Annotated in this window: 18 protein-coding genes; 10 read left to right on the top strand and 8 right to left on the bottom strand. The window is 71.8% G+C overall.

The annotated features are described in order from the left end of the window. Positions 1–36: 36 nt before the first annotated feature. Positions 37–1,662 (bottom strand): ABC-F family ATP-binding cassette domain-containing protein, encoded by a 1,626-nt coding sequence (locus I6J71_RS21240; RefSeq protein ID WP_204096295.1) that lies wholly within the window; start codon positions 1,660–1,662, stop codon positions 37–39. A 155-nt stretch (positions 1,663–1,817) separates the two neighbouring features. After that, complete coding sequence (locus I6J71_RS21235) at positions 1,818–2,303, bottom strand: MarR family winged helix-turn-helix transcriptional regulator (RefSeq protein ID WP_204096294.1); 486 nt, start codon at positions 2,301–2,303, stop codon at positions 1,818–1,820. A gap of 157 nt (positions 2,304–2,460) precedes the next feature. Between I6J71_RS21235 and I6J71_RS21230 the strand changes: the two genes are divergently transcribed. Genes I6J71_RS21230 through I6J71_RS21215 form a run of 4 tightly spaced genes read left to right on the top strand, consistent with a single transcriptional unit; the run spans position 2,461 to position 6,063 of the window. Then, positions 2,461–3,048, top strand: a complete 588-nt coding sequence (locus I6J71_RS21230; protein WP_204096293.1) for a helix-turn-helix transcriptional regulator — start codon at positions 2,461–2,463, stop codon at positions 3,046–3,048. Beyond that, on the top strand, positions 3,045–4,316 hold the full coding sequence (locus tag I6J71_RS21225; RefSeq protein WP_204096292.1) for an MFS transporter: 1,272 nt from the start codon (positions 3,045–3,047) through the stop codon (positions 4,314–4,316). Before I6J71_RS21230 ends, I6J71_RS21225 begins: the two co-directional genes overlap by 4 nt. Continuing rightward, positions 4,280–5,113, top strand: a complete 834-nt coding sequence (locus I6J71_RS21220; RefSeq protein ID WP_204096291.1) for a metallophosphoesterase — start codon at positions 4,280–4,282, stop codon at positions 5,111–5,113. Before I6J71_RS21225 ends, I6J71_RS21220 begins: the two co-directional genes overlap by 37 nt. 2 nt (positions 5,114–5,115) lie before the next feature. Further along, positions 5,116–6,063: a phosphotriesterase gene (locus I6J71_RS21215; protein WP_239155119.1), complete on the top strand. Its 948-nt coding sequence runs from the start codon at positions 5,116–5,118 to the stop codon at positions 6,061–6,063. A gap of 267 nt (positions 6,064–6,330) precedes the next feature. Here the strand turns inward: I6J71_RS21215 and I6J71_RS21210 are convergent, their stop codons facing one another. Then, complete coding sequence (locus tag I6J71_RS21210; protein WP_204096290.1) at positions 6,331–7,245, bottom strand: PAC2 family protein; 915 nt, start codon at positions 7,243–7,245, stop codon at positions 6,331–6,333. 395 nt (positions 7,246–7,640) lie between these two features. Between I6J71_RS21210 and I6J71_RS21205 the strand changes: the two genes are divergently transcribed. The 3 genes from I6J71_RS21205 to hisG all read left to right on the top strand — a co-directional run bounded on the left by I6J71_RS21205 (position 7,641) and on the right by hisG (position 9,488). Continuing rightward, on the top strand, positions 7,641–8,279 hold the full coding sequence (locus tag I6J71_RS21205) for an HAD family phosphatase (RefSeq protein ID WP_204097172.1): 639 nt from the start codon (positions 7,641–7,643) through the stop codon (positions 8,277–8,279). A gap of 64 nt (positions 8,280–8,343) precedes the next feature. Further along, positions 8,344–8,607 (top strand): phosphoribosyl-ATP diphosphatase, encoded by a 264-nt coding sequence (locus I6J71_RS21200; RefSeq protein WP_204096289.1) that lies wholly within the window; start codon positions 8,344–8,346, stop codon positions 8,605–8,607. Between the two features lie 35 nt (positions 8,608–8,642). Then, positions 8,643–9,488 (top strand): ATP phosphoribosyltransferase, encoded by an 846-nt coding sequence (gene hisG, locus I6J71_RS21195; RefSeq protein WP_204096288.1) that lies wholly within the window; start codon positions 8,643–8,645, stop codon positions 9,486–9,488. A gap of 279 nt (positions 9,489–9,767) precedes the next feature. On the opposite strand, the gene I6J71_RS21190 is transcribed toward hisG, so the two are convergent. From I6J71_RS21190 to I6J71_RS21180, 3 genes are all read right to left on the bottom strand, one after another. Beyond that, complete coding sequence (locus I6J71_RS21190; RefSeq protein ID WP_204096287.1) at positions 9,768–10,700, bottom strand: ParA family protein; 933 nt, start codon at positions 10,698–10,700, stop codon at positions 9,768–9,770. Positions 10,701–10,763: 63 nt separating this feature from the next. Further along, positions 10,764–11,555 carry a thioesterase family protein gene (locus I6J71_RS21185; RefSeq protein WP_204096286.1) on the bottom strand — a complete coding sequence of 264 codons (792 nt, stop codon included), beginning with the start codon at positions 11,553–11,555 and terminating at the stop codon, positions 10,764–10,766. Next, on the bottom strand, positions 11,555–12,451 hold the full coding sequence (locus I6J71_RS21180) for a RecB family exonuclease (RefSeq protein WP_204096285.1): 897 nt from the start codon (positions 12,449–12,451) through the stop codon (positions 11,555–11,557). Before I6J71_RS21180 ends, I6J71_RS21185 begins: the two co-directional genes overlap by 1 nt. 710 nt (positions 12,452–13,161) lie before the next feature. Here I6J71_RS21180 and I6J71_RS21175 point away from each other — a divergent pair. Together I6J71_RS21175 and I6J71_RS21170 are read left to right on the top strand one after the other, a co-directional pair. Beyond that, positions 13,162–14,319, top strand: coding sequence for a M50 family metallopeptidase (locus I6J71_RS21175; RefSeq protein WP_204096284.1), 1,158 nt, complete (start codon positions 13,162–13,164; stop codon positions 14,317–14,319). An 82-nt stretch (positions 14,320–14,401) separates the two neighbouring features. Further along, positions 14,402–15,232: a tRNA (adenine-N1)-methyltransferase gene (locus tag I6J71_RS21170; RefSeq protein ID WP_204096283.1), complete on the top strand. Its 831-nt coding sequence runs from the start codon at positions 14,402–14,404 to the stop codon at positions 15,230–15,232. 1 nt (position 15,233) lies between these two features. Here I6J71_RS21170 and I6J71_RS21165 read toward each other — a convergent pair whose 3' ends face one another. Beyond that, on the bottom strand, positions 15,234–15,695 hold the full coding sequence (locus I6J71_RS21165) for a hypothetical protein (protein WP_204096282.1): 462 nt from the start codon (positions 15,693–15,695) through the stop codon (positions 15,234–15,236). A gap of 10 nt (positions 15,696–15,705) precedes the next feature. Further along, complete coding sequence (locus tag I6J71_RS21160) at positions 15,706–16,725, bottom strand: hypothetical protein (protein ID WP_204096281.1); 1,020 nt, start codon at positions 16,723–16,725, stop codon at positions 15,706–15,708. 331 nt (positions 16,726–17,056) lie between these two features. Here I6J71_RS21160 and arc point away from each other — a divergent pair, with 331 nt between their 5' ends. Further along, the gene (gene arc, locus I6J71_RS21155) at positions 17,057–18,859 is read left to right on the top strand and encodes a proteasome ATPase (RefSeq protein WP_204096280.1); all 1,803 of its coding nucleotides are present in this window, start codon (positions 17,057–17,059) and stop codon (positions 18,857–18,859) included. Positions 18,860–18,928 lie beyond the last annotated feature (69 nt).

Below are 18,928 nucleotides of genomic sequence, written 5' to 3'. Positions count from 1 at the left end.
CGTGCCTCCGCGGGCCGGCGACTACTGTATAACGGCCTATACAGTAGCGGGTTCGGCCGTCGTCAGCTCGAGCCGGTCACCCCGCCAGCTCCGGCGCAGCCATCGATCGTGAGACGCGATGACGACGGCGCCCGGCGTGTCGTCGAGTTCCGCGAACAGTTCCTCGGCCAGCGTCAGTGACAGGTGGTTGGTCGGTTCGTCGAGCAGGAGCACGTCCGGCGGGTCGGCCAGCAGCACCGCGAGCGCGAGCCGGCGCCGCTGGCCCACCGACAGCTCGCCGGCGGGCCGCCGGAGATCCCGCGGGGACAGCAGGCCGAGCCGCGACAACGGCGGTGCGTCCGCTCCGAGCGCAGCGCGGTACACCTCGTGGGCGAGCTTCGCCGGGTCGGCGAACACCACGTCCTGCTCAAGCAGTCCCACTCGCACTCCGGGGCCGAAGTGGACGGTGCCCGTCGCGGGCGTGAGAAGTCCCGCCAGCACCGAGAGCAGCGTGGACTTGCCGGCGCCGTTGCCGCCGGTCACGAGCAGCCGGCCCGTACCGCCGACGTCGAGCTGAGCCAGCGCCAGCCGGCCCGGCACGTCGACGTCCCGCACCGAGATCGCCGGCCCGTCACCTGCCGGTGCCGCCGTGAGCGACGCGCGGAACCGAAGCGGCGCAGGCGGTTTGCGTACCTGGTCGCGTTCGAGCTCTTCGAGGCGCAGCTGGGCGTTGCGGACGCGGCGGGAGACCTGCTTCTGCACGCGGCCGCCCTTGAAGCGGTAGAGGTTCTTGTCCCCGTCGGACTGCGCGCGGTTGTGCGCCACCCGTCGCGCGGTGACCGCAACGGACTCCCGCAGCTCCTTCAGCTCGTCCTGCTCTTCGGCGTAACGCTGTTCCCAGCGTGCGCGTTCGGCGCGTTTCTGGTCGAGGTAGTCGCTGTAGGTGCCGCCGTAGCGGGTCGCGCCGCCCACGAGCCGGTCGGCCGGTGCCGGGTCGAGGTCGACGATGTCGGTGCACACCGCGTCGAGGAACACGCGGTCGTGCGAGGACAGCACGACGATGCCGGACAGCTCCGCGAGGTGGTGTTCGAGGAACTCCATGGCGGTGTCGTCGAGGTGGTTCGTCGGCTCGTCGAGCAGCAGCGTGGCCGGTCGCCGGATCAGCAGGGCCGCCAGCCCCAGCCGCGACCGCTGCCCGCCCGACATCGCGCCCAGCTGCCGGTCACGCGCGACGGCGCCGAGCCCGAGTCCCTCGCACACCAGTTCGGCGCGCCGGTCGGCGTCCCAGAGGTCGTGGACCTGGGCCCACTCCAGGAGCTTCCCGTACTCGTCGAGCACCGCCGGGTCGTCGGGCCGGTCGGCCATCCACGCGGTGAGTTCGTCGAGCCGGGCGGCGGCCGCGCGGATCTCGGTCAGGGCGTGGTCGATGACGTCGCCAACGGACGCGGACGCCGGGAACGGCAGCTCCTGCAGGAGGAATCCGAGGTCGTCCCCGCGGACGATGTCGCCTGAACGCGGTTGCTCGAGCCCGGCGAGCAGCCGCAGCAGCGTGGACTTGCCCGAGCCGTTCTCGCCGACGAGGCCGAGCCGGCGTCCGGCCGACGCGGTGAGGGAGACGCCGTCGAGCACGGTCGTGGCGCCGTAGCCGAAGACGATGTCGGTGGCTTGCAGGGAAAGAGACATGGGGGATCACCGGCCCTGGGTGTATGCAACGGGTTCCCCGACGGGACTCGCGGCTCGCGGGAGCAGGGCTCGACCGGGAGCCGCCTCGGTGCGGGGAGGGGCTGGGCTCAGTTGTCCATGATGCGTGCAGTTTAATGCAACGCCAGTAGGGTTAGTCAACCACGAATTTCGCGCGGCGGCTGCGTGGGGTCGGTGACCTGAGCCGTGGCCAGGTCGGCGGCGTGTTCGCCGTCGGTGAGGAACGCGACGAGCGCGGTCAGCTGGCGCCGGTCGAAACCCGCGAGGCGCGCGCCGAAACGCTGGGCGAGTGGGGCGTAGAGCTCGGTGAGCTCGCCCATGCGATCGGGCAGTGCGCGCACGCGCAGCCGGCGCCGGTCGGCCGGGTCGGGCGCGCGCTCCACGAGCCGGGCCCGCTCCATGCGGTCGAGCATGCGGGTGAACGCGCCGGTCGTCATGCCGAGCAGCCGCGCCAGCTCCGTGGGGGAGTCGGTGGTGCCGCTGTGCACGAGCTGCAGGCAGTGCAGCTCGGCCGGTGTCACGCCGAGCCGGTCGGCCACCGCCGTGTGGAAGCGGACGGTGGCGCTGACGAACCGGGGCAGGGCGAGCGCGGCGGCGGTCGCGAGTTCTCGCTGATGGGGCAAGCGGACCGTCCCTGGGGTGACAGGTGGCTGGCGGGCACAACGACTGCAGCGAGCAGTAACTGTGCGTGATGGTAGCGGAGCCGGTTGACTGCAGGTCAAGCGCCTGCAATTCTGAAAGAGAAGTTTCGAAAGAAGTCCTTCAGAATTGGGGCGTCCCATGGCCGAGCTGCCTCCACGCAAGCGCGTCGACGACGCCGAGCTGCTGCGAGCCCTGGCCCATCCGCTGCGCTCGGCGCTGCTGCACCACCTGATGGCCGTCGGGCCGCGCACGGCGAGCGAGTGCGCCGAGGCCGTGGGCTCGACCGCGTCCAACTGCAGCTGGCACCTGCGCCGCCTGGCGCAGCACGGGCTCGTCGAACGCGCCGAGGCAACCGACGGCCGCGAACGGCCGTGGCGGGCGCTGCAGGTCGGGCTCGACTTCGGCGAACCGGGGGAGGACCCGGTGCTGAGCCGGGCGCAGCTCGCCGTGGTGGGTACGCAGCTGGCGCAGGAGCAGGAGCTGACCCGCCGATACCTCGACGGCCTCGACGGGCTGGACCCGGACTGGCGTGTCGCGGGCGGGCTGAACTCCTACTCGTTGCGCGTGACGCCGGCCGAACTCGAGCGCCTGGTGCACGCGATCGACGCGCTCGTGCGCCCATACGTCGGGGCGATCCGTGAAGACGCCCCGGCTGGCGCGCTGCCGGTCCACCTGGGACTGCGGGCGTTCCCGCGGCTGGGGCCGGACGGGGAGCCGGTGTCGTGAGAGCGCTGCTGGGGATGCCGTCGTTCGTCCGGCTGTGGGTCGCGGCGTTCTTCAGCGAATCGGCCGAGTGGATGCTGCAGGTCGCGCTGCCGGTGTTCCTGTTCGCGACGACCGGTTCGGCCGCGACGACGGCGCTGAGCGTGGTGCTGGGCCTGCTGCCGGCGGTGCTGCTGAGTCCCGTCGCCGGTGTCGTCGCGGATCGCTGGAACCGGCGGGCGGTGCTGGCCGTCGTGTGTGCCGGCCAGGCGGTCGTGGCGCTGCCGCTGCTCGCCGGCTCGGGCGTGCCGGTCGCCGTGGTGTACGTCGTGATGGCCGCGCAGGCCGCGCTGGCGTCGGTGTTCGAGCCCGCGCGCAACGCGCTGGTGCCGCAGCTCGTCGGGGTCGCGGAGGTGACCGGTGCCAACGGCCTGATGAGCGTGATCGGCAGCGTCGCGCGGCTGGCAGGCGGCTGGGCCGGCGGCGCGCTGCTGGGCTGGGGCGGGCTCGGCCGGGTGGTGCTCGGTTACCTCGCGGCGCTGGCGATCGCCGCGGTGTTGCTCGCTCGGCCGTTCCCCGGCAGGGCGGTCCCCCGTGGGGCCGCGCGCCGGGAGCCGGTTTCCGGCGGCTGGTTCGCCGGCCTGCGGGACCTCACGCGTGACCGGCGCCTGCGGGCCACGGGTGTCGCGACGGTGCTCACCTCCGTGGCGCAGGGCATGTTCCTGGTGCTGTTCGTGGTCTTCGTGCTCGAGGTTCTCGGCGGCAGCGAGGCCGATGCGGGGTTGCTGCGCGGAGTGCAAGCGATCGGCGGGCTCGCCGCCGGCGTCGCGCTCGCCTCGCTCGCCCGGCGCGTACCGGGCGCGCAGTTGCTCGCGTGGGGCGCGCTGGCGGTCGGACTCATCTCGGCGCTGATCTGGAACCTGGCGGCGGTCACGACCACGCTCGGCGTGTACGTGGGCCTGTTCGCGGTGGCGGGCGGGCCCGCGGTGGTCACCGGCGCTGGGCTGCTGGCTCACGTGCAGAGCGTCGCCGCGCCCGCGCGGGCCGGCCGGGTGCTGAGCACGGTGTTCGCTGTCATGGCGGCGGGTCAGGCGGCCGGTTCGCTGCTCGCGGGCGCGCTGGTCGCCGTGACCGGGCCTGCGCTGCTGCTCGACGTGCAGGCGAGCGTCTACGTGCTGGCTGCGCTGGTGCTGCTGGGGCGGGGTAAGGGCCGGTTCGGGGGATCTGCCGGTCCCGGACTGGCTACGGTGGAGGAGTGCCGTCTCTCTTCGCCACCAGCGACCTCCACGTGACCCACGAGGGCAACGGCCCGATGCTCGACCGGGTCGTGCCCGACTCGCCGGAAGACTGGCTGCTCGTGGCGGGTGACGTCGCTGAACGCTCGTCGGTCATCCGCGCCACGCTCGCCACCCTGCGCGAGCGGTTCGCGAAGGTCGTGTGGGTGCCCGGCAACCACGAGCTGTGGACCACCCCGAAGGACGAGTCGCAGCTGGGCGGGCAGGCACGCTACGAGTTCCTGGTGGAGCAGTGCCGCGAGCTCGGCGTGCTGACCCCCGAGGACGAGTTCCCGGTGTGGGAGCACGGGCCGAAGCCGCTCACGATCGCGCCGCTGTTCGTGCTCTACGACTACAGCTGGCGCACGCCGGGGGCCGAGGGCAAGTCCATCGACGAGGCGCTCGCGATCGCCCGCGAGAACGGCGTGGTGTGCACGGACGAGTACTTCCTGCACCCCGACCCGTTCCCGAGCCGGCAGGCCTGGTGCGCCGAGCGGCTCAAGATCAGCACTGAACGGCTCGACGCGATCCCGGCCGAGCACGGCACGATCCTCATGTCGCACTGGCCGCTGCACCGGCACCCGACCGCACCGCTGCACTACCCCGATTTCGCGCTCTGGTGCGGCAGCAGCGAGACCGAGGACTGGCACCTGCGCTACCGCGCCGAACTCGCCGTGTACGGGCATCTGCACATCCCGCGCACCACGTCGGCCGACGGCGTCCGCTTCGAGGAGGTGTCGCTCGGTTACCCGCGTGAGTGGAGCCGCCGCGCTCGCGGAGCCGTGCCGATCCGCAAGCTGCTGACGGCGGGCTGACGGTGCCCGGCGATCCCCGCGTCCGCACCGTGCTCGGCGACGTCGAACCCGCCGAGCTCGAGGTGTGCGACTCCCACGACCACCTGTTCTTCGCGTCCCGGCTGCTCCCGGGCCAGGAGCTCGACGACGTCGCGGCGGCCGAGGCCGAACTGCGCGCCTTCGCCGCGGCCGGCGGGCGCGCCGTCGTGCAGTGGACGCCGTTCGGCCTCAACCGGCGCACGGCGGACCTCGTCGCGCTGTCGGCGGTCACGGGCGTGCACGTGGTGGCAGCGACCGGCTTCCACCGGGCCGAGCACTACCCGCCGGCCCTGGTCGACCGCGTCGCGGACCGGCTCGCGGAGCTGTTCGTGTCGGATCTGTTCGAGGGCACGCCCGCCGGTGACGAACCGGACGCCGAGCGCACCGGCCCGCGCGCCGGGCTGATCAAGGTGGCGGGCGCCTTCCACGTCGTCGACCGGCACGCGCGCTGGACCATGGTCGCCGCCGCGCAGGCCCACCACGAGACGGGCGCGCCCATCGCCGTGCACCTCGAACTGGGCACCGCGGCGCGGGAGGTCGCCGACCTGCTGTGCGGCGAGCTGGCCGTGCCGCCTTCGCGCGTGATCCTCGGTCACCTCAACCGCAACCCCGACCCGCGCGTGCTGCGCGAGGTCGCCGCCACCGGCGTCTACCTGGGCTTCGACGGTCCGTCCCGCGCGAACCACGCCACCGACTGGCGCCTGACCGACCTGCTCTACGAGCTCGTCACCGCGGGCCACACCGCCCAGCTCCTGCTCGGCGGCGACACCACCACCGCCGCGGCCCGCTTCTCCTCCGGCGGCGGTCCGGGCATCCCGTACCTGCTCACGACCCTGCGGCCCCGCCTCACCCGCGCGCTCGGCGCCGACGCGGTGGAATCGATGCTCCACCGCAACCCGGCACGCGCCTTCGCCGCCCGTTGGCGGCGCTGACCAAGGCGAGCCGTCAAGACCCGACGCTGGGCGCCCAGGGTTCGGGGTCGCGTTTCACCTCAGTGACCACGGCACCGACGGTGGACGCTGTCGCTGTCTCGGCTGCACACGGGCTCAGCCGAGCGCTGCCGCCGGTGGCAGCGAGGCTCGCTCGCGCCCGGCGCGCGCCTCTCGGCTGGACCGAATGGTGTGGCCGTGGAGCTGACCAGGGGAAACGGACCAGGCCCCCGCCGCGGAGTGCGGCAGGGGCCTGGTCCGGTCCCGCGTTCAGCGGAGGCCGAAGCCGCCGCCTTCCTGGCCCGGGCGGCGCCGGCGCAGGTACCGCTCGAACTCGGCCGCGATCTTGTCGCCGGAGACCTCCTCCATGGTGAAATCGGTTTCGGCGTCGCCGCGTTCCTCGAGGCTGCGAACGTACTCGCTGATCTCCTCGTCCTCGTCGGCCATTTCGCTGACGGTCCGCTGCCACTCCTCGGCCTGCTCGGGCAGGGCGCCCAGCGGGATCTCGACGTCGAGCACGTCCTCGAGCTTGTGCAGCAGCGCCAGGGTCGCCTTCGGCGACGGCGGGTGCGACACGTAGTGCGGCACCGCCGCCCAGATCGACACGGCGGGGATGCCGGCCTGCACGCAGTAGTCCTGCAGCACGCCGACGATGCCGGTCGGGCCCTGGTAGTTGTTCAGCTCGAGGCGGAACCGCCCGGCCGTGTCCTTGTCGTAGGCGGTGCCGGTGACCGGAACGGGGCGCGTGTGGGCGGTGTCGGCCAGCAGCGCGCCGAGCGCGACCACCGTGTCGACGTCGAGCTGCATGATGTGCTCGAGCAGCTCCGCGCAGAACGCCCGCCACCGCATGTTCGGCTCCGGGCCCTGGACCAGCACCACGTCGCGGTCCAGGCCCTCCGGCCGGCAGATCGACAGCCGCGTGGTCGGCCAGTCCACCTGCCGGGTCACGCCGTCGACCATGCGGATCGTCGGGCGGCTGACCTGGAAGTCGTAGTAGTCGTCCGGCTCCAGCTCGGCCAGCGGGGTGGCGTCCCAGTTCAGCTGCAGGTGCTCGATCGCGCGGCTGGCCGCGTCACCAGCGTCGTTCCAGCCTTCGAAGGCCACCACCATCAGGGGGCGGTTCGTTTCCGGGCGGGCGCGATCCGGGTCAGCGGGTCGCTGGGTCTCGTCGACTGGCTCACTCACTTGGCCAGCCTACGACCATCGGCCCCTTCCGTGCGCAGCGTGTCCGGCGGCGCGGCGCCACCTCGGCCCGGCCGCACGGCGGCGCGGGTTCCGGTGACCGGGACGCTCACCGCCACCGCAGCTCACGACCCCGTGGACGGCCGTCGGCGGGTCCGGCGGGCGATGGGATACTGGAGAAGATCCGGCCCGTCGCCGTGCCCGGTTCCCCCGGTCCGTTCGCCGGGGCCGGTGCCGGCACGGCGCAAACGCCACACTTTCGGGGCGTTTCGCGGGTCGCGCCGGCCGCCGCGCGCCGTCCGGGGCTTTTCCGCACGCAGCACCGACCGACGCACCGGCAAGGAGAAACCGTGACTGCACCGTCCTCTTCGGACGGATTGGCGGCCGTCCTGTGGGACATGGACGGCACGCTCGTCGATTCAGAAAAGCTCTGGGACGTCGCGCTCTACGAATGCGCGGAAGCGCTCGGGGGGACGCTGTCGCAAGAGCAGCGGATGACGCTCGTCGGGTCCAACATGGACGCCACCGCCACCTTCCTGCTCGAGGTGACCGGCCGGGACGTCACCCCGGAATCCGTCGCCGAGACCGGCGCGTGGATCCGCGGCCGCACCGCGGGCCTGTTCGACGACGCGCTGCCCTGGCGCCCCGGCGCTCGCGAGGCGCTGGCCGCGGTCAAAGCGGCCGGCCTGCGGTCCGCGCTGGTCACGTCCACGGAACGCGCGCTCACGGAGCTGGCGCTGAACACGATCGGGCGCGAGTTCTTCGACGTCACGGTGTGCGGCGACGAGGTCGACGGCCTCAACAAGCCTCACCCGCGGCCCTACCTCAAGGCCGCCGAGTTGCTCGGCGTGCCGGCGCACCGCTGCGTCGCCGTGGAGGACTCGCCACCAGGCGCGGAGTCGGCCGCCCGCGCGGGCTGCGCCGTGCTCGTGATCCCGAACGACGTCGAGGTCCCGGAGGGGGAACGGCGCGTGTTCCGCGGCTCGCTCGTCGGCGTCGACGTGCCGGTGCTCGCCGGGTTGCTGTCCGGAATGTGACTCCGGCGGCATCCGGGTCACCCGGGGCGGCGCCCGCGCGCGCGGGATGGAAGGATCGGCAGCCGTGAAGACCTTCGATGAGCTGTTCGCGGAGCTTGCCGAGCGCGCCCGCACCCGTCCCGACGGGTCCGGCACCGTCGTCGCCCTCGACGCCGGGGTGCACGCGCAGGGCAAGAAGGTGCTCGAGGAAGCCGGCGAGGTGTGGATCGCTGCGGAGCACGAGTCCGACGATCGCCTCGCCGAGGAGATCTCGCAACTGCTGTACCGGGTCCAGGTGCTTATGCTCGGCCGGGGGATCTCGACCGAGGACGTGTACCGCTACCTGTGACGCGCTCGCGCACCGGAGATCGAGGAGAGAGCGAAATGCTGCGTGTTGCCGTGCCGAACAAGGGAGCCCTCGCCGCGGCGGCGGCCGAGATGCTTTCCGAGGCGGGCTACCGCAAGCGACATGACGGGCGTGACCTGACGGTGCTCGACCCGGTCAACGAGGTCGAGTTCTTCTTCCTGCGACCCAAGGACATCGCGATCTACGTCGGCTCCGGCGAGCTGGACCTCGGCATCACCGGCCGCGACCTCGCGCTCGACTCGGGCGCGCCGGTCGAAGAGGTGCTCGCGCTCGGGTTCGGCGGCTCGACGTTCCGGTACGCCGCCCCGGCGGGCAAGGACTGGAAGCCCGCCGACCTGCAGGGCAAGCGGCTGGCCACCTCGTACCCGCGCCTGGTCCGTGAAGACCTCAAGCGCCACGGCGTGGAGGCCGAGGTGATCCGGCTCGACGGAGCCGTCGAGATCTCGATCCAGCTCGGTGTGGCCGACGCGATCGCCGACGTGGTCGAGTCCGGCCGGTCGCTGCGCCAGCACAACCTGGTGGCCTTCGGCGACCCGATCTGCGTGTCCGAGGCGGTGCTGCTGCAGCGTGCGGGCAGCGACGCGGCGAAGGCGAAGACCCAGCTCGCGGCCCGGTTGCGCGGCGTGGTGTTCGCGCAGCAGTACATGATGCTCGACTACGACTGCCCGCGGTCGCTGCTGGAGCAGGCCATCGCGATCACACCCGGCCTGGAATCGCCCACCGTCGCGCCGCTCGCGGAAGACGACTGGGTGGCGGTGCGGGCGATGGTGCCGCGCAAGGAGGTCAACCGCATCATGGACGAGCTCGCCGAGACCGGCGCCAAGGCCGTCCTGGCCTCCGACATCCGCTCCTGCCGGCTGTAACCAATCGACAGAAAGGGCGCTTCCCCACCTGGGAAGCGCCCTTTCTGTCGATCCACAGTGGACCAGTCCACAGCGGACTGCCAGACCACCGCCACTACGCCCCAGCGCCAGCCTCGTCCGAGTGCCGTAGGCCGGAAGCAAACCCACCGCGAGATCGCGCCGGTTTCTGGATGGGGGTGTTGCGATCGGCCCCCGGCCGATCCGACCGTCGCCATCCAGAAACCGGCTCAAAAGCGATCTCGCCGTCTCGGCGAAGCCGAGACAGCAAACACAGCGACATCAGCGAGGCCGCGGCCGTTTCGGCATGAGGTCGTAGAGCTTCTTGCGCGCGCCGTTGTCGTTGGCGTTGCGGGTCATCGCGACCTCGGAGATGAAGTCCTCGAAGACGAACTCGTCGTCGGCGGGCACCTCGGTGGGGCCGAGGTTCTGGCCGAGGTAGCTGTCGAGCGTCTCGGCGATCTCGCGGAACGACAGCGCCTGCAACGTCTCGGGTGCGTACGTGGTCACTGGCACGCCGTTCGCGGCCGCCTCGTTCATGACCACCCCGAGCGGCACGTGCGAGAGCAGGGGCACGCCGAACTCGGTCATCTCCTGCAGCGCCGCCGACGCGTAGTGCGAAATCGGCCGGCGGTAGAGGCCCGGCACGATCCCGAACCACGCGATCGGCGAGCGGCCCGTGGTTTGTTCCACGTACCGAACCTGCTCCGACAGCAGCCGCAGTGCGCGGATGCTCGTCTTGTCCGGCTGCACGGGCACCAGGATGCCGTGCGACGCCGCGAGCGCGTTGTTGGTGAGTACGTCGAGCGCCGGCGGGCAGTCGATCACCACGTGGTCGTAGTTCGCGAACTGGATCACACGGGCGAGCTGCCAGCCCGGCACGCGGAACTGGTCCAGGCGGCGGATCAGGTCGAACATGCCCGGCGACGTCGGGACCACGTCGAACGCGCCGCCGCGGCCGAGGTTGCTGCGCGGGTGCGGCACCGCGAGTTCCTCGATCGGGCCCTTCCACAGCTTCGTGAGCGCCTTCGCGAGGCTGGGTGCGTCGTCGGGCACCTCGGCCAGGCCGAGCATTTCAGTGGTGGCGTGGCCCTGCGGGTCGAGGTCGATCAGCAGCACGCGCCGGCCGCGCTCGGCCAGCGCCGCCGCCGCGCCCACGCTCAGTGAGGTCTTGCCGACCCCGCCCTTCTGGTTGACCACCGAGGTGATCTGCATGCCGGAGCGCTCCCTTGTCGATCGTTCCGCGAAGGCTATTGGATCCGGGGCGCGGGTGCGCGGTTATCCGCCTTCGGCCTGTCGCGGCCGGATGAGCAGAGCCTGCGCGCCGGTGCCGACCGGACCGGAATCGTCGTGCAGGGTACTCGTAGCGGTGCCGACGCCGTGTGGCCCGACCAGCGAGACCGCGTCGAGGCCGATCCACTCGCCCTCGGGCACGCGGCGCAGGTGGACCGTGAGCTCCGAGTTGATGAACAACCACTCACGACCGGGCAGGAAGTGCGACACGCCGTTGCCGGAGTCCGCGATCGCGAACAGCCGCTGCAGCCCGGTCGGTTCCTCGCCGTCGACGAGCGGCACACGCTGCCTGCCCCACACCGCGGCCGGCCCCGGCGCGGAGATCCCGCCCCGCACGGCGCGCCACTCGACCGCGTTCAGGTAGCCGCCGGTCCAGTCTTCCGGGAACGCCGTTTCGGTGCCGGCATCGGCGCTCGGCAGCAGCGGCCCCGCGTCGGTGGCGACCGCCGAGGTGTCCGAGGTGGCGATGCGCCACGCGGTCGCCCGCGCGACGAGCTTCCCGCCGGCCGACAGCTCCGACCGGAGCAGCTCGACGGAGCGGCCAGGCCGCTCGACCCACGAGCGCTGGGCGAGCTCGGCGACGGGCGCCGGACCGAGGATGTCGACGGTCACCCGCGCGATGAGCGAAGGGTGCGGCGCCTCGAGCCGCTCCAGCCCGCGCACGAGCAGTGCGGACGGCGGCCCGAAGTGCTGCGCACCCGGCGCCCAGGGCCCGCTGGTGTGCTCCGTGGCGGCGTAGCGCTCGTCACCGAGGGGGACGTAGAACGCGTCGGCCATCAGTCGGCCCGGTCCAGCGCGGACTCTTCGCCGCCATCCGGCTCCGGCCAGCCGGGGTACTCCGGGGGCGTGCCACCGAACTCCGGGCAGTGCGCCTGGTGGTCGCACCACGAACAGAGCTTGCCGGGATTGGGCCTGAAGTCACCCGTCTTGCCCGCCTTGAGGATCGCCTGCCAGATCGCCTCGAGCGTGTGCTCGAACCGCACCAGCTCCGCCTCGTCGGGTGTGTAGGCGAGCGACTGGCCGTCGGTGAGGTACATCAGCTTCAGCTGGCGCGGCACGACGCCGCGCAACCGCCACAGCACCACGGCGTAGAACTTCATCTGGAACATCGCCTTGGCCTCGCCGATCTCGCGCGGCGCGGCCCCGGTCTTGTAGTCCACCACCCGGATCTCGCCGGTGGGCGCGACGTCGACGCGATCGATGTAGCCCCGCAACAGCACACCGGAGCCCAGCTCGATCTCCACGTGCAGCTCACACGCCTCCGGCTCCAGCCGACGCGGGTCCTCCAGCTCGAAGTACGCGTCCAGCAGCTTCTCCGCCGACGCCAGCCACTTGCCGGTCTCCTCGGCGTCCTCACCGGCGAACAGCTGGTCGGTCCACTCCGGACTCGCCGCCGACAGCTCTTCCCACGTGGGCCCCAGCAGGTCCTTCGCCCGCGGTGCCACCCGCTCGCCCGCGGGCAGCGAGAACAGCCGCTCCAGCACGGCGTGCACGAGTGTGCCCCGCACCTGCGCCTTCGTGGGAACCTCGGGCAACCGGTCGACCGCACGGAAGCGGTAGAGCAACGGGCACTGCTTGAAGTCGCTCGCACGCGAAGGCGACAGCGCCGGACGTCTCCGGACGGGCTCGTCACCGGTTTCCGGTGGGGTGGTGACTGTAGCGGTGTCGGGCATGGCCAGAGGGTAACGCCGCCCACCGACAGGATCTGATTGCCTCGCTGTGTTCGATTGCTTCGCCTTCGGCAAAGCGGCGCGATCCCGCGAGTGGGGTCCGTGGCGTGGGACGAGGCCGTCGGCGAGGTGGGGCTGCTGAGAGCGCGTGGTGGGGGACGAAGTCGGCGCGATCCCGTGGTCGTGCGGCCCCGCGGGGATGAAACGGGCGGCGCGATCCGGCGGTGGGGTGGCCGCGATCCCGTGGCGAGGAAAGGGCAGCGCGTTCCCGCAGCAGGTCGCTGCAGACCTGAGGTGCGGCGATCTCGGGGTGGGGTTTGCTGCGGGCCTTGGGGGGGGGAAGTCGGCGGCCCACGGGTCGGGTTGCGGCGACCTCGTGACGTAGGACGAGGCCCGGGCGTTCCCGGGGTGGGGTTGGCTGCGCGCCCTGGGGAGGGGCGAAGCCGTCGTGATCTCGCGGGTGGGGTTGCGCGGGGTCCGTCGCGTGGGACGGGGCCGGGGGATCTCGAGGTCGGGTTGTGGCGCCCGCGGGGCAGGGACGAAGCCGGCGCCGAGAGCGTGGTCGGGTTGCCGGGCCTGCGGTGCGGGAGTGATCTCGTGGCGGGGTGCTGCGGGCCCAGGGGTAGCGAGAAGCCGGCGGCGGATGACCGACACCACTCGTCCGGGAAGCCCGGATCACCCGCTTCCCACACGCGGCCCTCTACGCTTCCCGCATGGCCGCGACCCGACAGCACGGTGCCGGGCCGTCCCGGCGCGCCTCGCCCGGCGACGGCGGGCTGCTGCTGTTCCGCGTCGCCGGGGTGCCGGTGCTGCTGTCGCCCTCGTGGTGGATCGGGTCGCTGATCATCGTCGTCCTCTACGCACCGCTGGTGGGCCGCCTGCTGCCGGAGGCGTCGACGCCGACCTCCTGGCTGCTGGCGGCCGCGTTCGCGGTGCTGCTGGGCCTTTCCGTGCTGGCGCACGAGCTCGGGCACTGCCTCGTCGCGCTGCGGCTCGGGATCCCCGTGCGCCGGCTGAGGCTCTTCCTGCTCGGCGGGTTGTCCGAGGTCGCGCGCACGCCGCGGCGACCGGGCCAGGAAGGGCTCGTCGCGGCTGCCGGGCCGGCGGTCTCCTTGGTGCTGGGCGGGTTCTGCGCGCTGCTGATGTTCGCGGTGCCGCCTGCGGGCGCGGTGTGGCTGCTCGTGGCCGAGTGCGCTGTCGCGAACCTCGCGGTGGGCGTGTTCAACCTGCTCCCCGGCCTGCCGCTCGACGGCGGGCGGCTCGTGCGCGCCGGCGTCTGGGCCGCGACGGGCCTGCGGGCCAAGGGCACGCGCGCCGCGGTGGCCGGGGGCGCGCTCGTCGCGACCGGCCTGATCGTGTGGGCGCTGTGGGGCCTCGCGACGGCCAGCGAAGACCGCTGGCTGCGGCTGGGCGTGTGCCTGGTCACGGCGTGGTTCGTGATCCTCGGCGCCCGCTCGGAACTCGCGGCCGAGGCGCGGCGCAGCTGGCCCGATGGCCTCGAGCTGACCGAACTCGTCCGCCCCGTCCTGCAGCTGCCCGCGGAGAGCCCGGTGTCGGACGCGCTCGCCGCCTCGGCCGGGCGCGGGGTGGTGCTCGTGCGCGCCGACGGCGTCGCCGCGGGACTGCTCGACGAGCAGGCGGCCGAGCAGCTCGCCGGCACCCACCCGCACGCACCGGCGGAACTGGCCGCCGAACCCATCCGCGCCGAGACGGTGCTCCTGGCCTCCGAACCGGGGGAGGAGATCGCCGAGCGCGTGCGCGAAACGCCCGCCTGGCAGTTCCTCGTGGTCGACGACGAAGGCAGGCCGGCGGGTGTGCTGCGGCGGGAAGATCTGCGCGCGGCCCTCGTCCGGGGCCGCCGCGCTTACTGAGAGTGCACCCGACCGGGGACCCGCGCGGACGACCTGCGAGGATCTGACGCCAGCGTTTCGCGTGTGAGGGTGGAGGAAGCAGTTGTCGGTCAGCGGACCGTTTCGCGCAGGAGACCGGGTTCAGTTGACGGACTCGAAGGGCCGGCACTACACCCTCACGCTCGCCGAGGGCGGCGAGTACCACACCCACCGCGGCGCGCTCGCGCACGACGACCTCATCGGGCGTCCCGAAGGCTCCGTCGTGACCTCGGCCGGCGGCAGCACCTACCTGGCGCTGCGGCCCCTGCTGCCCGACTACGTGCTCTCGATGCCGCGCGGCGCGCAGGTCATCTACCCCAAGGACGCGGCGCAGATCGTGATGTGGGGCGACATCTTCCCCGGCGCGCGGGTGCTCGAGGCCGGCGCCGGTTCGGGTGCGCTGACGTGTTCGCTGCTGCGTGCCGTCGGCCCCGCCGGCCACGTGTTCTCCTACGAGATCCGCGAAGACCACGCGGAGCACGCCGAGCGCAACGTCGTGAAGTTCTTCGGCGAGAAGCCGGCCAACTGGACGCTGACCGTCGCCGACCTCGCCACGCATGCCGGTGAAGTCGACCGCGTGGTGCTCGACATGCTGGCGCCGTGGGACCAGCTGCCGAACGTGGCCGAGCACCTCGTGCCCGGCGGGGTCCTCACGGTGTATGTGGCCACTGTCACACAACTTTCGCGCGTGACGGAGTCGCTGCGGGAACAGCAGTGCTGGACCGAACCCGAATCGTGGGAAACGCTCATGCGCCCCTGGCACGTCGTCGGTCTCGCGGTGCGCCCGGACCACCGCATGGTCGCGCACACGGCGTTCCTGCTCACCGCGCGCCGCCTCGCCGACGGCACCGTGTCCCCGCGCGTGTCTCGCCGCCCCAGCAAGGGCAAGGGCTGAGCTAACCCGGGACGCACCACCGCCCGTTCTCACGGTGCATCGGGAACGGCGTGTCCTTGCGCCCGCCCGGGCCTTCCACGTGCACGGTCACCCCGGCCGAATCCCCGCCGACGACGGGCGGCCCGGCCAGGCTCACGGTAAGCGGTCCCGCGGCGTCCCACTTCGCCTGGAGGTCGGCAAGGGCCTGCGAGGTCTGCGCTCGGCAGGTGAGGCGGCCGAACTCCTTGGCGTCGGCGTGCCGGATGGCGTCGGCGATGGCGTTCGCGAGGACGTTCGTCGCGGAGACGTCGGCGTCACTCGCGGAAGTCGCAGTCGTGCTGTGCGCCGGCGGAACCGGCGGGGAAACCGGTGGCGAGGGCGATGGTGCGGACGGCCCGGCCGGTGCGACGAGCACCAGGCCGAGCGCCGCCCCGGCCACGAGTGCGCCGAGCACGACGAGCCCGGCGGTGAGTCGGCGACTCACCGCCGGGGTCTCACTGCTTGTCCGCCTGGGCGTCGACGAGGCACCAGACACCGGCCTCACGCTTGGAGGTCATCGTCCCGTTCGCCTGCTTGGTGCCCTGGGTCGCCCGGTACCGCACGGACGCCTTGTCACCGTTCTCCTGTGCGGTACCGGTGAGCTGGACCTGGATCGTCTGGATCTGCACCGCGCCGCCGTCGTAGAGGCTGCGGCACGCGAGGTTCGCGAGCGCTGCGCCGTCGCCGGCGCTGAAGTCGGCCGCGGCGGCCTGGAACAGCTCCTGCGCGCTCGGCTTGCCGCCGGGCGCGGGTGCGGCGGGACCACCGGACGAACCGGTCGAGCCCGTCGAACCGGTCGACCCCGTGGAGGGGTTCGACCCGGCGCTCGCGCTGGGGAGCGTAGGCGCGCCGCTGTTCGGCGCGCTGGTCGGCGCGGGCGCGGCCGACGGGGCTGCGGTGTCCGTTTTGCCCTTGTCGCCACCGGACAGCCCGATGATGAGCCCGACGGCGGCGCCGACCACCACGACGACGCCCACGACGATCCCGATGATCAGGCCGGTTTTCTTTTTCTTGGGCGGTTCCTCGCCGTAACCGCCCCATTCGTGGTAACCACCCGGTTGGCCGTACTGGTCGCCGAACCCGCCCTGCTGGACCGATTCCGGCTGTCCGTACTGCTGCGTCCCACCGGGCTGCTGGTAGGGCTCGGGCCGTCCGAACTGCTGCGTTCCGCCCTGCTGGTACGGATCCTGCTGCCCGTACTGGGGCGGTTGCTGCTGCTGGGGGTACCCGGGCTGCTGCTGCAGCCCGCTCTGTGGGTAGCCGCCCTGCTGTCCCCACCCGCCCTGCTGTGGCTGGTACGGCTGCTGGCCCTGCTGCGGCTGCCCGCCGGGGTAACCGGGCTGCTGCTGCGGGCCGGACTGGGGCTGACCACCGCCGGGCTGGGACTGTCCGTAGGGATTCGGCTGCTGGCCGTAACCTCCGTAGCCACCGCCCTGCTGGCCGTGACCACCGGGCTGCTGCGGCGGGTAGGTCATGTGTGGAGCCCCCTGACGTTCTTCGGAGTACGACCTGGTCCCGGATGCTAGCCAGGGCAGCCGGGATCCGTGCGCTCAGGCCGGAATCCGGCGCCGGGGACGGTTGGCGGCACCGGTGCCGGGGTACTTCGAGCGTGCTCGCTTTCGCCTGGTGGAACCGGGCGTGACGGCCCTCGGTGTCCGGGCACCGATTCGGCCGCTTGCGCTGCGGCGCCGACCGTGCTGAGCGGGTGCGGAAATCGCGACGCGCCGATCTTGTGATGCGGAAAGGCCTTTTCTTGTCGGTGATCGCCGGTACCGTGGAATGAAAAGCACTCCGAGGAGGTGCCCGATGCATCATGACCTTCCCGGAGGTCGGCGCGAGGAGGCCGACCCTTCAGCAACGAGCGGAGCTGGGCAGACGCCTGAGCAGCAAGCCCGGCAGATCCGCTTTCTCGAGGAAGAAGTGGCGCTCTTGCGTCGCAAACTCACCGATTCACCGCGCCAGAACAGAGTTCTGGAACAGCGCCTCGCCGAGGCGACCGAACGGGTGAGCCAGCTCACCGAACGCAACACGAAACTGGTCGAGACCCTGCGCGAGGCGCGGGGCCAGTTGCTCGCCCTCCGCGAGGAGGTCGACCGCCTGGCCCAGCCGCCGAGCGGGTACGGGGTTTTCGTCGCCTCGTACGAGGACAACACGGTGGACGTCTACACCGCGGGCCGCAAGATGCGGGTCTCGGTGTCGCCGGCTGTGGAGATCTCGTCGCTGCGCCGAGGTCAGGCCCTGCGCCTCAACGAGGCGCTCACGGTCGTCGAAGGCGGCGACTTCGAGCGCACCGGCGAGGTGTGCGCGTTGCGCGAAGTGCTGGCGCCCGAGGACGAGGGTGGTCTCCCCCGTGCACTGGTCGTCGGGCACGCGGACGAGGAGCGGGTGGTCCTGCTCGCCGATCCGCTGACCGAGCAGCCGCTCAAGCCAGGCGACTCGCTGCTGGTCGACTCGAAGGTCGGGTACGCGTACGAGCGCGTGCCGAAGGCCGAGGTCGAGGACCTCGTGCTGGAAGAGGTGCCGGACGTCCGCTACGAGGACATCGGTGGCCTGGCCCGGCAGATCGAGCAGATCCGCGACGCCGTGGAGCTGCCGTTCCTGCACGCGGACCTCTACCAGCAGTACCAGCTGCGCCCGCCCAAGGGCGTGCTGCTGTACGGGCCTCCCGGCTGCGGGAAGACGCTCATCGCCAAGGCGGTGGCCAACTCCCTGGCCAAGAAGGTCGCCGAGGCCCGCGGTGAGAAGGCGGACGGCAAGTCCTACTTCCTCAACATCAAGGGTCCCGAGCTGCTGAACAAGTTCGTCGGTGAGACCGAGCGGTCGATCCGGCTGATCTTCCAGCGGGCGCGGGAAAAGGCCTCCGAGGGCACGCCGGTCATCGTGTTCTTCGACGAGATGGACTCGATCTTCCGCACCCGTGGCTCGGGCGTGTCCTCCGACGTGGAGACCACGATCGTGCCGCAGCTGCTGTCGGAGATCGACGGTGTCGAGGGCCTGGAGAACGTCATCGTCATCGGCGCCTCCAACCGCGAAGACATGATCGACCCGGCGATCCTGCGACCGGGACGGCTCGACGTGAAGATCAAGATCGAGCGTCCGGACGCCGAAGGCGCGAAGGACATCTTCTCGAAGTACCTGGCCGAGGGCCTGCCGATCCACTCCGACGACCTGGCGGAGTTCGGCGGGGACCAGAAGGCCACGTTCGACGCGATGATCCAGCACACCGTCGAGCGCATGTACGAGGAGAGCGACGAGAACCGGTTCCTGGAGGTCACCTACGCCAACGGGGACAAGGAAGTCCTGTACTTCCGCGACTTCAACTCGGGCGCCATGATCCAGAACATCGTGGACCGGGCCAAGAAGTCGGCGATCAAGTCGGTGCTGGAGACGAAGCAGCCCGGCCTGCGCGTGCAGCACTTGCTGGACGCGATAGTCGACGAGTTCGCGGAGAACGAGGACCTGCCGAACACCACGAACCCGGACGACTGGGCCCGGATCTCCGGCAAGAAGGGGGAGCGGATCGTGTACATCCGCACCCTCGTCACCGGCAAGAACCAGGACTCGGGGCGGGCGATCGACACCGCCACCAACACGGGTCAGTACCTGTAGTAAGTCGGCTGCGGCGGGTGAGGTCCGGCTTGCGGAGAGCGCAAGCCGAACCTCACCCGCCGTGTCTTT

The organism is Amycolatopsis sp. FDAARGOS 1241 (assembly GCF_016889705.1).
GTDB lineage: Bacteria > Actinomycetota > Actinomycetes > Mycobacteriales > Pseudonocardiaceae > Amycolatopsis.
Note: the sequence above shows the minus strand (reverse complement) of the source record. Positions and strands in the feature narration are given on the sequence as shown.